Below are 13,253 nucleotides of genomic sequence, written 5' to 3' on the forward strand. Positions count from 1 at the left end.
GAGGCAATCTTACACTAACAAATAACCCGGACCACTCGGTGGGGGCCGATCAGGCTAAGCCCCCCCCTCCCCGCACGTTACGAAGTTAGACACTGAGAAATGGCGATGGATGAGATCGGGAGGATAGAGCAGGAGCAGCACCGGGACGATGAAATGGGATAAAAGCAGTCGTCATTAGACGGCCGCATATAGGCTCGACCTCTTTACGCTCGAATACCGGGATAGGCGCCTTGCCGCCTTCCGGCAAGCGGCTTCTGCAAGGCTCTGAATGTCCGCTTTGCTCGGTCAGTTTCTCCAAAGACGGACTTCGCGAAAGTCCCAGGGCAGGCCGCTGACTTGGGCTCGTGCCACCGCGAAGGGAGCGTCGGCTTTCCTGGGGTACTCGCCGCTAAGCCGACCGACCGGAAGGTCCCAGCATTAGCCGGACTTACTCCCTCTCACCGCTTAAAAAATCTATCCGAAGCCCGTAACAAAGGTCGCTGTTACGCGAGGCGTCCTACGGATACCAAATCCAAATATACAAGGGCAACCTATGAACCGGTATAGCTATTACGATCGCAATACCTGAAGTCCAAATGCTTCAAACTCAAAACGTAATTTCCAACCGGAAAATTATGGTTGAAATTACGCTTTCCATCACACGCGCTCCATCAGCACGGCGAGACCCTGGCCCACCCCGATGCACATGAACGCCAGAGCGTAGCGACCGCCGCTGCGCTGCAGTTCCTCGACTGCCGAGAGCGCGATGCGTGCGCCCGACATGCCAAGCGGGTGGCCAAGCGCGATCGCGCCGCCGTTGGGGTTCACGCGCGGGTCGAAGGGGTCGATCTCCAGATCGCGCAACGTGGCGATGGCCTGGCTGGCGAAGGCCTCGTTCAACTCGATCACGTCCAGCTGATCGGCGGTGAGCCCGCTGCGCGCCAGCACCCTGCGTGCCGCCTCGATCGGGCCAGCCCCCATGATGCGCGGCGCGATGCCGGCTGCCGCCATGCCGATGACGCGAGCCCGTGGCGTCAGGCCGTGGCGTGCCGCCGCCGCTTCCGACGCGACCAGCATCGCCGCCGCGCCGTCGTTGAGCCCCGAGGCATTGCCTGCGGTCACGGTGCCATCCGCCTTGACCACGGGCTTGAGCTTCGCCAGCGCTTCCAGGCTGGTGGCGCGCGGGTGCTCGTCTGCGGCGAAGACCAGCGGATCGCCCTTCTTCTGCGGGATCGTGACCGGCACGATCTCTGCGGCAAGGCGGCCGCTGGCCTGCGCGCCGGCAGCCTTCTCCTGGCTGGCGAGGGCGAAGCGGTCCTGCTCCTCGCGGCTCACGCCCCACTGCTCCGCGACATTCTCGCCAGTGGTTGGCATCGTGTCGACGCCATAGGCCGCCTTCATCGCCGGATTGACGAAGCGCCAGCCCAGCGTCGTGTCCTCGATCTTCTGCTCGCGGCCGAAGGCGCTACCCGCCTTCCCCATGACGTAAGGCGCGCGGGTCATGCTCTCGACCCCGCCTGCGATCAGGAAGTCCGCATCGCCGCTGCGGATCGCCTGCGCCGCCATGCCGAGCGCGTTGAGGCCGGACGAGCACAGGCGGTTTACGGTGACACCCGGAACGCTCTCGCCCATACCCGCCAGCAGCACCGCCATGCGGGCGACGTTGCGATTATCCTCGCCCGCCTGGTTGGCGCAGCCCAGGATCACGTCATCGAGCGCGGCCCAGTCGGCAGTCACGTTGCGCTCCATCAGCGCCTTCAGCGGCAGCGCGGCAAGATCGTCGGCACGCACGGTGGCAAGGCTGCCGTTCAGCTTGCCGATGGGGGTGCGGATGGCATCGCAGATGAAGGCTTGGGGCACGGTACTCAGCTTTCGAGGAAGGAGACTATGGCGCCCACCAGCGCCTCAGGGGCTTCGAGCGGGACAAGGTGCGCGGCTTCGAGCGACACATGCGCCGCGCCGGGAATGCGCGCGACGAGATGTTCGCCGTGGCCCTCGAACGGGGTCGATGTGTCGCGAATGCCGGTGATGACCAGCGTCGGCGCGGCGATGGCAGGGATACGGGTGGCCAGATCCATGTCGCGGATCGCCGCGCCACATGCCGCATAACCCTCGGCATCCATCGACAACAGCTGACGCAGCACGGCCTGGTAGATCGCCGGGCTGGCGGCGTCGGACAGGAAGCGGCCCATCGCCAGCTGCGCGATGGCGGCCATGCCCCCGCCCCGTACCTTGGCGACGCGGTCGGCCCACGATGCGCTGTCCATCGTCGCCGATGTGCAGATGGGGATCAGCCTGTCGACGCGCTGCGGCGCGCGCAGCGCCAGTTCCATGCCGATCATGCCACCCAGCGACACCCCGGCCAGCGAGAAGCGCGCAAGGCCTGCAGCATCGGCCACAGCCAGAACGTCGTCGGCCAGCCGGGCCAGCGTCAGATCGCCCGGCGCGGCGCGCGAGGCACCGTGACCGCGCGCGTCGATGCGCAGCACGGCGAAACGTTCGCGCAGGAAGGGCAGCACCGGTTCCCACAGGTCCATGTCGGTGCCGATGGAATTGAGCAGCACCAGCGCCGGACCGTCCTCGATCCCGTCGCGCTTCCAGTAGAGGCTGGCGCCCTCGACCTCACAGAACGGCATCAGGTGAGAGCCTCGGCTAGCGCCGGTTTGAGCGGTGCGCCGGTCTTTGCCGTGACTTCGGCCTCGGTGACGCCGGGGGCGAGTTCGACGAGCGTAAGCCCCCCGTTCGCACGGTCCACCGCGATCACCGCAAGGTTGGTGACGATGAGATCGACGCAGGCCTTGCCGGTCAGCGGCAGGGTGCATTCCGGCAGGATCTTGGGGCTGCCGTTCTTCGAGAGGTGATCCATCACCACGACCACGCGCTTGACGCCCGCCACGAGGTCCATCGCCCCGCCAATGCCCTTCACCATCTTGCCCGGGATCGTCCAGTTGGCGAGATCGCCCCGTGCCGAGACTTCCATCGCGCCCAGCACCGCCATGTCGATATGGCCGCCGCGGATCATCGCGAAGCTGTCCGCAGAGGAGAAGAAGCTGGACGTCGGCAGTGCGGTGATCGTCTGCTTGCCGGCGTTGATCAGATCGGGATCGACGTCCTCGTCATACGGGAACGGGCCGATGCCCAGCATCCCGTTCTCGCTCTGCAGGGTCACGTTGACGCCCTCGGGCACATGGTTGGCCACCAGCGTGGGGATGCCGATGCCGAGGTTCACGTAGTACCCATCGCGCAGTTCCCTCGCCGCCCGGGCGGCCATCCCGTCGCGGTTCCAGCCTTTGGTTTCCTGGGACATCACGCGATCTCCTTCTCACGAACCGTGCGCTTCTCGATGCGCTTCTCGTTGACCGTGCACAGCACCACCCGGTCGACGTAGATGCCGGGCGTATGGATGCAGTCGGGATCGAAGGTGCCCTCGGGCACGATCTCCTCCACCTCGACCACCGTCACCCTGCCCGCCGTCGCCATGTTCGGGTTGAAGTTGCGCGCGGTCTTGCGGAACATGAGGTTGCCCGCAGGATCGGCACGCCAGGCCTTGATGATCGAAAGGTCGGAGCGCAGCCACGTCTCGCGCACGTATTCCTCGCCCTCGAACACCTCGACCGGCTTGCCCTCGGCCACCACGGTGCCGACGCCGGTCCTGGTATAGAACGCCGGAATGCCTGCCCCGCCCGCGCGGATGCGTTCGGCCAGCGTGCCCTGCGGGTTGAGTTCCAGTTCCAGTTCGCCCGAGAGATACTGTTGCTCGAACAGCTTGTTCTCGCCCACGTAGGAGGAGATCATCTTGCGCACCTGCCGGCTTTCCAGCAGCATCCACAGGCCGAACCCGTCCGCGCCGGCGTTGTTGGAAACGACCGTCAGGCCGGTGACGCCCGACTTGCGGATTTCCGGGATCAGGCTCTCCGGGTTGCCCGACAGGCCGAAGCCGCCGGACATGATCGTCATGCCATCGAACAGCAGGCCATCGAGAGCCTCTGCGGGACTATCGTAAATCTTGGACATGACGATGCATTCCTGTGCTGGTTCTCAGACGTTATCGGCTGCCGGCGTCGCTTCGGCACGGGCACGCGAGGAGAAGCCCTCGTCGCCGGCGTCATGCGCACGCTGCAGCTGGAAATCGAACTGGATGTAGGCGCTGTCGCCCTGGCGGCTCGGCATCGGCAAAAGACCCTCGCGGGTGCCGAAGGCGAAGTCGTCAGCCGCAAACGGATCGTCGCCGAAGTTGATCTGCGTCGTCAGCGTGCGATAACCCGGCGCCTCGATGAAGAAGTGGACGTGAGCCGGACGGTTGCCGTGACGACCCAGCGCCTGCATCAGCTGGTCGGTCGCCCCCTGCGGCGGAACCGAATAGCCGCTCGGCTGCTTGGAGTGGAACGCATATCGCGCGTCGGAACCCAGCTTGATGCGGCGGCGGTTGTTGAACGGGGTCTGCTCAGCTGTGGGATCGAAGTGCGAGTACCAGCCCTTCGAGTTCGCATGCCAGACATGCACGATGGCGCCCTGCACCGCCTCGCCGTCCGGGCCGGTGATCGTGCCGGTCATGTGCAGCACTTGGCAACCCTCGTCGGGATCGGTGCTGAGGTTGACGTTGCCTTCCACCAGCGGCGCGCCTGCGACGTAGAGCGGGCCTTCGATGGTGCGCGGCGTGCCGCCGGTCAGGCCCGCCTCGGCATCCTTGGCGTCCATATAGAGGTCGAGGAAGTGCTCGATCCCGGTGCCCGGAACGATCAGTCCGATCTCACCGGCGCTGTCGGCAAGGTACTTCATCGCCAGCCAGAATTCGCTCTCGGAAATGTCGTGCTTCACGATCAGTTCCATCACGCTTTGGGTCAGGTCGCGCACGATGCCCTTCAGGCGCGGGTTGCCCCCGCTTTCGTTCACGCCCGCCGCCCGGTCCAGAAGCTGCTGGATCTCGGGGGTCTTCACGAAGCTGACGTCCATTTTATTCTCTCCCGTTGTTCTGGGTGATGCCGTGCGGTGACGATCAGCGATCGTCGTCATGGATGGAGGAAGGATGCCTGGCCAGCGGGGTGATCTTCATCGTCATGAAGGGATAGAGCGGCAACGCCATCAGCGTATCGTGCAGTGCGCCGTTGCTTTCCACATCGAAGATCGAGACGTTGGAATAGAGGCCGACCTTGCGCCAGATATGCCGCCAGGTGCCCGCCGCCTGCAGGGTCTGGAAGTATGCCTTCTCCTCGGCCTTGATGCGTGCGGCCTCGGCGGGATCGAAGTCCAGGGGGATGTTCACGTCCATCTCGACCATGAAAAGCATCGGTGTCAGGCTCCTGCGAAAACGGCGTGGAGGGTGGGCGCGGTCCTGTCGCGCCGGAAGAAGGCGATCTTGTCGGGGTCCAGTTCGATGCCCAGGCCCGGCCCGGCCGGCACCGCCAGCGAGAAGTCGCCGTAGGCCAGCGGCGTCGTCAGGATTTCCTCGGTCTGAAGCAGTGGGCCGAACAGTTCGGTACCCCAGGCAAGGTCTGGCAGGGTCGCGAAGACATGGGCAGAGGCGGCCGTGCCGACGCTGCCCTCCAGCATCGTGCCGCCATAGAGCCCGATCCCCGCCGCAGTGCCGATCGCAGCGACTTCGGCGGTGGCGAAGAGGCCGCCCGACTGCGCGATCTTGAGGGCGAAGACGCCCGCCGCATTGGCAGCCGCGATCCGCAACGCCGAACGGGGGCCGTGCAGCGCCTCGTCTGCCATGAGCGGCACCGCCTGCGACTTGGACAGCCGCGCCATGGCGGCGATCGCGTCGCCCGCGATGGGCTGTTCGACGAGGTCGCAGCCGACATCGAGAAGCATCTTCATACCTAGCTTGGCCTGCGCCTCGCTCCAGTTCTGGTTGACATCGACCCGCACGCTGGCCCGGTCGCCCAGCGCCTTGCAGATCGCGCCGACGTGGGCGACGTCGTCCCGCACGTCGCGCTTGCCGATCTTGAGCTTGAAGATGCGGTGGCGGCGCGCCTCCAGCATGGCCTCACCCTCGGCGATGTCGCGGGCGGTGTCGCCGCTGGCGAGCGTCCAGGCGACCGGTAGGCTGTCACGCACGCGCCCGCCGCCGATCAGTTCTGAAACCGGCACGCCGAGTCGCTTGCCCTGCATGTCCAGAAGTGCCGTCTCCACCGCGCACTTGGCGAAGTGGTTACCGCGCACGCACTTGGCGATCTTCGCCATCGTCGCGCCGACCTGCGCGATGTCGCAGGTTTCGAGGACCGGGACGATATACGTGTCGATGGCGGACTTGATGCTCTCGGGGCTTTCCTCGCCGTAGCTAAGGCCGCCGATCGTGGTGCCCTCACCCAGCCCCTCGACGCCGTCGGCATTGGTCAAGCGGACGATCACCATAGACTGGGCGTGCATCGTCGCCATGGCCAGCACATGCGGCCTGATCGTCGGCACATCGACGATGAAACTCTCGGCACGTTTTAGTGCAACCACGTTCCCTCTCCCGTTTGGTATGATGGGGAAGCTAGGCCTTGAAACGGTCAAGCGGAAAGACTATCTCAGTCTCGCATGATACTTCAGAGGTATGATGGAACTCCGACATCTCCGGTATTTCGAAGCCGTCGTCAAAGAACGCAATTTCACGCGAGCCGCCGAAAGCCTGGGTGTTGCTCAGCCCCCCTTGAGTCGTCAGATCCGTGAACTCGAACATGAATTGGGTGTCCAACTGTTCGACCGGGACAGCCGGCCGGTCCGGCTTACCGAGGCGGGCCGCATCTTTCATGATCAGGCCTCGCAGATCCTTTCCAATGTCGAGCAATTGCGCAGATCGATGGAGCGGATCGGGAAAGCCTCGAAACGTCGCTATGCAATCGGCTTCGTGGCCTCGGTCGTCTACGGCGCAATGCCGGACGTCGTGCGGGAGTTCCGCGATACCGCTGGCGACCTTGATGTAGAACTGTTGGAAATGACCACCCTTGAACAGGTGGCAGCCCTGAAGGACGGCCGCATAGATGCAGGGATCGGCCGCCTTCAGATTGATGATCCGGCAATCGCGCGCTCGGTGTTGGCACAGGAACGCCTGGTTCTTGCCGTACAGGCCGATCATGAGCTTTCCCGTCGGGACACGGTCAGCTTGCGCGATCTCACCGATCACAGACTGATCGTCTATCCCAGCCAGCCCCGCCCCAGCTACATTGATCAGGTCCTTGGGATGCTTCGTGACGAACGGGTCTATCCACAGTTTCTGACAGAGGTTCGCGATGTCCAGGTTGCACTCGGTCTGGTCGCGTCGGCTGCAGGTGTGGCCCTGGTGCCAATCTCCATGAAGCGCGTTCAGCGCGATGACGTACGTTACCTGCCAGTACGAGAGAACAACGCGTTTTCTCCGATCATTCTGAGCACGAGAGTTGCGGACGAGTCTTCGGAGACAGCTACTTTGCGGCAGATTGCCGGTCGCCTCTACGGGTGAACTTTCGTCGCCGCCGCCAAGCCTGGAAGACTGTCATCAAAATGTCCGCTTGACAGTTTTCTCGAATCATTAAAGAGTAGTGCTCGCTAATAAAGCCCGTCAGGGGGGTGCTCCTAAGTCGTCAGCATATTGAATCTTGGGATCTCCCGAGGCGAAGATGCTTGTCCGCATTCCCCGGCATCAATTCCAAAAAATAAAAAACGATCAGTAATCGTTCGCGCGCAGGAACTTGGTCAATTTAAGGGGAGCTTCATGCACTACACGTCGCGCTTTCTTCCATGCTCGGCTATGGCGATGGTTTTCGCTGGCCTCACCACCAACGTATCCGCTCAGACTGCAACTACCGTCGCTGGAGGCACCAAGTCCGAAGCATCGCCGCCAACCGGTGGGGGCGATATCGTCGTCACGGCCCAGCGCCGTAACCAGAGCATTCGCGACGTGCCGGTGACCATCGCGGCCTTCGCTGCGGAAGATTTGCGCGACCGCCAGATAACGAACGCTATCGATGTCGCGAAAATTACGCCCGGTGTGACGGCTGCATCGAACACCGGCGGCCAGGCGGCCGCATTTTCCATCCGTGGCGTCACCCTCAGCGACTTCAACGATGGCAGTGAAGCGCCCGTCGCCGTCTATGTCGACGATGGCTATATCCCGACGGTCCAGGCTCAGAGCTTTGCCATGTTCGACATAGATCATGTCGAGGTACTAAAGGGCCCCCAAGGCACCCTCTTCGGGCGCAATTCGACGGGCGGCCTGGTCAACTTCGTCATCGCCAAGCCAACCGAAACGATGGAAGGCTTCGTAAATGCCACTTACGGCAGCTACAATCAGGCGAAGGTCGAAGGTGCGATAAGTGGCCCGATCGCTGAAAACGTGCAGGCGCGCGCGTCTGTGATCTACAACCGTGAAGACGGGTGGCTGAAGAACGATTTTCCCGGAGCGCCTGATCTGGGCGGGTTCGACACTTTTGCTACGCGCCTGCAACTGCAGTCGCAGTTGAGCGACCGCCTCACTGCCCGTGTCAGCGGCCTGTATTTCAAGCAGGACATGTCGATGGCACCTTACAATTCCATCGGTACGGCGCCTATCCGCGATTCCTCCAACCGTGTCGTCGGCGGTTACTACACAGGTGGACCCAACTCGTTTGGATATACACCGCCACCGACCAGCGCCTACCGGACCAGCACCGACTTCTACTGCTCGCGCTGCACTGGCATGAAGATTTACGACGGTGCCCTGCATCTTACCTACGATCTGGGTGAGACGCAGATCTACTCGGTCACCGATTACATCCACATCGCAAAGCGCCTGAAGCTGGATGCCGAAGTCTCTCCCATCAATTATCTGGGGGTTGCGCAGAACGGGCAGACAGGTTCCTTCACGCAGGAACTGCGCGCGACCGGCAAGATTGACAATCTGGTCTGGAATGCCGGAGCCTATTATCTCAATATTCTGGTCGATACCCAAGGCGGTTATCTGGCCCGTGCAAACTCGATCTACGCCCGCAACTATCCGGGCTATGAGGCGTCGGGCATCGATCTTGCAAACGTGGCACAGCTTCGCAAGCAATCTGCGTCGGTGTTCGCTCAGGTGGAGTACGAGTTTGTTCCGACGCTGACTTTCGTGGCGGGCGGCCGGTTTATCCACGAAAGGGCAAAGTTCGATTTTGTGTCGAGCGCCTTTCGTAATGACGACAATGACAATCTCGACACGCAGAACTATCTGTTCACCGTCCAGCCTTCCTACAGCAATCGTATTTCCAACAACTTCTGGACCGGCAAAGCGGGCCTGAACTGGAAGCCATCTGACGATCTTCTCGTGTATGCGAGCGTGAACCGGGGCGTGCGCGGTCGCGGCTTCAACAACAAGCTTCCGGCCGGCCCCGCCCTCACACCCGCGCAGATCCTCTACAAGCCGGAGACGCTTGTTTCCTATGAGGGTGGCTTCAAGTTCTCGCTGGATCGCCTCCTGACGGTCGATGCGGCCGTCTATCACTACGACTACAAGAACTATCAGGCGTTTCTGTTCGTGACCGCCGGCGGCTATATCCAGAATGCGGACGCGACCACCAACGGTGGCGAAGTGGCTGTCACCTTGCGGCCCGTGCAGAACCTGGAGCTGTCTGTCGGCGGATCGTACAACCATAGCACGGTACATGACCTGCCCATCGCACCGGGAATTACCCGGGATGTGACGCCGACTTTCGCACCGCGCCGACAACTCACGGCTAGCGCTTCCTACAAGGTTCCGGACGTGATGGGTGGCGAGCTGGCTTTTGGAGGTAACGTCACGTCCAGCAGCAGCTTCTTCACCAATGCCCGCAATTTCGACAGCCAGAAGCTGAATGGCTACACGCTTGTCGATGGCCGCATCACCTGGCGCGGCGACAGCGGCTTCTCACTCACCGCCGCTATCAACAACCTGTTCGATAAGCGGTACGCCATCACTGAGGCCGATCTGTCGACCTTGTGCGGCTGTACGGAGATTGCCTATGGGCGCCCCCGCACTTGGTCGCTGACTGCGGGCTATCGTTTCTGATAACTTTTGAAGGCGGTGGCCCGGTAAGTTTGCCGGAGCCACCACCCCTCGCAAGAGAACCTTCTCGGTAAGACAGTGGCAAGGATCTACGATCCGATAGCTTGCCGGATCACCAACTGGGCGGTAGGCCATTTCTGATAGCCGTTCGGCATTCGGTAATGAAACTTGAGGGGAAGTCATGGCGCAGGTCAAGAAAGAGGACATGCGAAATGCCATCATGATGGCGGCGTTCGACCTCTTTTCCGAGCGTGGATACTCGTCTACCACCGTTGCTGCGATCGCCAAGGCGTCCAGCATGACGGTAGCCAACCTCTATGTCTATTTCCCGTCGAAGATCCTGCTGCTCTATGCCGTTTACAAGCCGTGGCTCACCAGCAAGCTCGAGGAGATCGAGACGGCAACCATGCGCTACAGATCACCGGAGACACGCCTCCGGCGTCTGATCCTGGGCCTTTGGCGGGATATCCCCTCCACTGACCATGGCATGGCGAACGCTCTGGTCGAAGCATTGGCCACCACGCCGCCCGACGACAAGAAACCGAACGACCTCCTGCTGAGAGTCGAAGAATTCCTGACCGAACTGCTCATCCGCATTCTTCCGGAAGAGCGCCATCATCTTGTCGCCGACGGTCTGATGTCCCACCTCATGTGGATGGCCTTCGACGGCTTTGCAATCAACCGCCGCCTGGGCGACGTTCGTGACATGGATACCCTGACCGATCACTGGATCGCCTTGCTTCTGGGCGACAAGTAACCGCTTCAGGGCACCTCCTGCATCGGCACTGCCAGGCTGCTAAGGCCCGGCCCCATCGCCAGCGCCACGTGGGCAATCCGGTTGTCGGCAGCCGTCTCGTCAGCCACCGCCCCGCCGGAATTTCGGTTGCGCTGCTGATGAATGCTCAGCCCCAAGGGTGAGACGACCAGCCGAAGCCGTGCTCCCACGGGCAATCGGCGCGACACGAAGTCGAACCGGGAGAAATCATACTGGAGACGCTTCCCCGACGGTACCAGCTCCTCTTTCTCGAGGCTGCGCCGATAGCGCGCGCGAATCTGATCCTGGGTCAGAAAGACCTGTGTGCCATCGGGCATCACGGCATAGAGAGCTACCCGTACGTCAGTATCGGGCACGTCCATGGTGAGAAACAAACGTGCCGAAGGGATACCCACGATATCCGCAGCGTGCGTCAGCGGCGCCATGTCGTAGACCAGTCCTTCACCATCGAGGCGAGACACGGCGGTCGCATCGGTAAGCCATTTCGGGCTGACCAGGTCAAACCCTTCCACGCCCTCATTGCGCCCTGGCACGGAGGGATCATACGTATAGCGGTCGGGGGCCTGGCGCACCGCTGAGGGAGCAAGGCTGCCTGCACGTGCCATCGCGCCAGCATCGGTGTCGGGAGAACTGAGCATCAACGTATGCACCGGTGCAGCCGCCGCGGCGATGCTCGGTGCAGAGACCCATTTATCTGCGCCCGCCAGGAAATAGACGAAGTGGTCTGTCAGGAATGCCGGTTTGGCTCCGCGCCCCAGGACCCAGTCAAACCATTGGCGATGCAGTTCGAGCATGTCGACGACGCTCGCGGCGCCCATGTCGACACCGCCCGTGACTCGCTGCGGATTACGAGTACCCGGATGGTCCCATGGTCCCAGCACCAGGTACTGCCCTTCGAGAACTTCCGGAGCGACCACCGACGCCCGCGCTGCGAGATAGGCCCGCAGGCCCGTCTGCGAGGGATCATAGCTGCCGGTGATGCCCAATACAGGGATAGTGATGCGCCCAAGCTGTTGTTTGTCCAGCATTCCCGCATCGGTAGTCTGCGTGCGCCAATAGGCATCCACAGTCGGATGCTTGAGGTTCTCCTGCCATGTCGCGCTCGGCATGCCGACGAGGGAATCGAATTCGCGGTAGGAGACCTTTCCGCTGGCAAGTTCCGAAAGCGCACCAAGCCAGTATGCTCGATCGGTGTAGGCGGCGCGATTGGAGGTCGTACCGGCGGTGTAGGCCAGCCATTGCATCAGCTGCGGGAAAGGCACGTTCGCCCGCATGTCGCGGTCCACCGTGTTCAGGCCCGCCGATGCTGGCGCAATCGCCTTCAGCGCCGACGGCGCCTCCGCCGCGAAGAACAACTGGTTGCGCCCGGCGTAGGAGCCACCCCAGCCAACCACGCGCCCGTCGCTGCCCGGCATTCGGGCCAGCCATTCGATGGCATCGTAGCCGTCCTCGCTCTCATGGTTGGTGGGCAGGAACGCGCCGCCCGACCCTCCGCGCCCCCGCGTATCGACGGCTGCATAGATATAGCCGTGCCGTGCGAACCACATTCCCACGGTATGGAGCGTGTCGATCGTGTAAGGCGTGACCGTCAACACCACAGGCAACGGTCCTGTGGCATTTGCAGGTCGATAGATGTTCGCATTGAGGCGCACACCGTCGCGCACGGGAATCTTCACCGACCACTCCACGCTGACGTCACGTGGCCCCGGATCGGCCGTTGCGGTCTGCGCCTGCGACACCGGCTGCGCTGAGGCCAGACTCGTGACCAGGCAGCAGGCAAGCGCCGTCGCGGCCGCGAGTGTGTGCAGTCGCTTCATCAGCGTGGCGCCACGGGAACGAAGCGCGGACCGACGACGGTGTCGGTGGCCATCGGAAAGTGGATGTTCGTACCGCTGAAAGGCGGGAATTGCGCTCGGTCTGCCTTCATCTCCTCGCGCACGTCGGAATTGAGCGCCGCCTCAAGTGCCGCCGCGCTGTCGAACACGATCTTGTTGCGCTGGAAATACTCCACGCGGGCCATGGGCAAGGTGCCGACCCAATCGACCCGCGTGAAGACCTCCACTTCGCGCACGCTGGGGAAGTATCCCATGATGCGTGCATGGTTGGCAAAGTAGTATCGCAGCCAATCATTCAGCACCTCGGGCTGCCCCGGATAATGTACAAGGTAGCTGCATGGCAGGCCCTGTTCGTACGCCGAAGTCGACGGCGTGGTGAAGGCCCGCGTCCACATCACCTGCTGCTCCCCGGCCGCAGCCTGAAGCGTCGGCAGATCAGCCGCGAAGAGCGAATGGAACCCGCCTCCTTCACCGATTGCCGCCTCGAGCAGATCCAGGCGCGTGAAGTAGACCTGAAGCGTGAGCAACGGAGACGGGCCATCGTCGAAGTAGCGGTCACGCGCGATCTCGGGCGTGAAAATGTGAGCGCGGCTGACGTTGGGCACCGAGCGGACGATCTCGGTAACCCTGTCGTATTCAGCAGCACTGAGCCGCGCAGCAGGATCGGGGTGGGTGAAGGTGAGGAAGAGGGAAAACATGATCG

The 13,253-nt window shown here is 62.6% G+C and carries 12 protein-coding genes; 3 read left to right on the forward strand and 9 right to left on the reverse strand.

Annotated features, from left to right (window positions below; all coding sequences use genetic code 11):
• Positions 1–636: 636 nt before the first annotated feature.
• The 7 genes from pcaF to L284_RS36710 are packed head-to-tail and all read right to left on the reverse strand — an operon-like array spanning position 637 to position 6,429.
• Positions 637–1,839, reverse strand: a complete 1,203-nt coding sequence (gene pcaF, locus L284_RS36680; RefSeq protein ID WP_021234324.1) for a 3-oxoadipyl-CoA thiolase — start codon at positions 1,837–1,839, stop codon at positions 637–639.
• A 5-nt stretch (positions 1,840–1,844) separates the two neighbouring features.
• Positions 1,845–2,615, reverse strand: a complete 771-nt coding sequence (locus tag L284_RS36685; RefSeq protein ID WP_021234325.1) for an alpha/beta fold hydrolase — start codon at positions 2,613–2,615, stop codon at positions 1,845–1,847.
• Positions 2,615–3,286: a 3-oxoacid CoA-transferase subunit B gene (locus L284_RS36690; RefSeq protein WP_021234326.1), complete on the reverse strand. Its 672-nt coding sequence runs from the start codon at positions 3,284–3,286 to the stop codon at positions 2,615–2,617. Before L284_RS36690 ends, L284_RS36685 begins: the two co-directional genes overlap by 1 nt.
• Positions 3,286–3,993, reverse strand: a complete 708-nt coding sequence (locus L284_RS36695) for a CoA transferase subunit A (RefSeq protein WP_021234327.1) — start codon at positions 3,991–3,993, stop codon at positions 3,286–3,288. Before L284_RS36695 ends, L284_RS36690 begins: the two co-directional genes overlap by 1 nt.
• Before the next feature lie 24 nt (positions 3,994–4,017).
• Positions 4,018–4,932: a dioxygenase family protein gene (locus L284_RS36700; protein WP_021234328.1), complete on the reverse strand. Its 915-nt coding sequence runs from the start codon at positions 4,930–4,932 to the stop codon at positions 4,018–4,020.
• Positions 4,933–4,975: 43 nt separating this feature from the next.
• Positions 4,976–5,266 carry a muconolactone Delta-isomerase gene (gene catC / locus L284_RS36705; protein WP_021234329.1) on the reverse strand — a complete coding sequence of 97 codons (291 nt, stop codon included), beginning with the start codon at positions 5,264–5,266 and terminating at the stop codon, positions 4,976–4,978.
• Between the two features lie 5 nt (positions 5,267–5,271).
• Positions 5,272–6,429 carry a muconate/chloromuconate family cycloisomerase gene (locus tag L284_RS36710; RefSeq protein ID WP_021234330.1) on the reverse strand — a complete coding sequence of 386 codons (1,158 nt, stop codon included), beginning with the start codon at positions 6,427–6,429 and terminating at the stop codon, positions 5,272–5,274.
• A 91-nt stretch (positions 6,430–6,520) separates the two neighbouring features.
• On the opposite strand from L284_RS36710, the gene L284_RS0124260 reads away from it, so the two are divergent.
• The 3 genes from L284_RS0124260 to L284_RS36720 all read left to right on the forward strand — a co-directional run bounded on the left by L284_RS0124260 (position 6,521) and on the right by L284_RS36720 (position 10,697).
• Positions 6,521–7,405 (forward strand): LysR family transcriptional regulator, encoded by an 885-nt coding sequence (locus L284_RS0124260; protein WP_235054378.1) that lies wholly within the window; start codon positions 6,521–6,523, stop codon positions 7,403–7,405.
• Positions 7,406–7,657: 252 nt separating this feature from the next.
• A complete protein-coding gene (locus tag L284_RS36715; protein WP_081674003.1) occupies positions 7,658–9,943 on the forward strand; it encodes a TonB-dependent receptor in 2,286 nt (761 codons plus the stop codon).
• A gap of 202 nt (positions 9,944–10,145) precedes the next feature.
• The gene (locus L284_RS36720; RefSeq protein WP_200861660.1) at positions 10,146–10,697 is read left to right on the forward strand and encodes a TetR/AcrR family transcriptional regulator; all 552 of its coding nucleotides are present in this window, start codon (positions 10,146–10,148) and stop codon (positions 10,695–10,697) included.
• A gap of 5 nt (positions 10,698–10,702) precedes the next feature.
• Here the strand turns inward: L284_RS36720 and L284_RS36725 are convergent, their stop codons facing one another.
• Both L284_RS36725 and L284_RS36730 read right to left on the reverse strand, forming a co-directional pair.
• A complete protein-coding gene (locus L284_RS36725; RefSeq protein ID WP_021234335.1) occupies positions 10,703–12,532 on the reverse strand; it encodes a CocE/NonD family hydrolase in 1,830 nt (609 codons plus the stop codon).
• Positions 12,532–13,248, reverse strand: coding sequence for a hypothetical protein (locus tag L284_RS36730; protein ID WP_021234336.1), 717 nt, complete (start codon positions 13,246–13,248; stop codon positions 12,532–12,534). Before L284_RS36730 ends, L284_RS36725 begins: the two co-directional genes overlap by 1 nt.
• Between the last annotated feature and the right edge of the window lie 5 nt (positions 13,249–13,253).

It is taken from the genome of Novosphingobium lindaniclasticum LE124, from assembly GCF_000445125.1.
Lineage (GTDB): Bacteria > Pseudomonadota > Alphaproteobacteria > Sphingomonadales > Sphingomonadaceae > Novosphingobium > Novosphingobium lindaniclasticum.

Coding starts and splice junctions, on each gene's coding strand:
- L284_RS36725 (WP_021234335.1), bottom strand. CDS start 12,532: ATGAAGCGACTGCACACACTCGCGGCCGCGACGGCGCTTGCCTGCTGC.
- L284_RS36715 (WP_081674003.1), top strand. CDS start 7,658: ATGCACTACACGTCGCGCTTTCTTCCATGCTCGGCTATGGCGATGGTT.
- L284_RS36690 (WP_021234326.1), bottom strand. CDS start 3,286: ATGTCCCAGGAAACCAAAGGCTGGAACCGCGACGGGATGGCCGCCCGG.
- L284_RS36700 (WP_021234328.1), bottom strand. CDS start 4,932: ATGGACGTCAGCTTCGTGAAGACCCCCGAGATCCAGCAGCTTCTGGAC.
- L284_RS36695 (WP_021234327.1), bottom strand. CDS start 3,993: ATGTCCAAGATTTACGATAGTCCCGCAGAGGCTCTCGATGGCCTGCTG.
- L284_RS0124260 (WP_235054378.1), top strand. CDS start 6,521: ATGATGGAACTCCGACATCTCCGGTATTTCGAAGCCGTCGTCAAAGAA.
- L284_RS36730 (WP_021234336.1), bottom strand. CDS start 13,248: ATGTTTTCCCTCTTCCTCACCTTCACCCACCCCGATCCTGCTGCGCGG.
- catC (WP_021234329.1), bottom strand. CDS start 5,266: ATGCTTTTCATGGTCGAGATGGACGTGAACATCCCCCTGGACTTCGAT.
- L284_RS36685 (WP_021234325.1), bottom strand. CDS start 2,615: ATGCCGTTCTGTGAGGTCGAGGGCGCCAGCCTCTACTGGAAGCGCGAC.
- L284_RS36720 (WP_200861660.1), top strand. CDS start 10,146: ATGCGAAATGCCATCATGATGGCGGCGTTCGACCTCTTTTCCGAGCGT.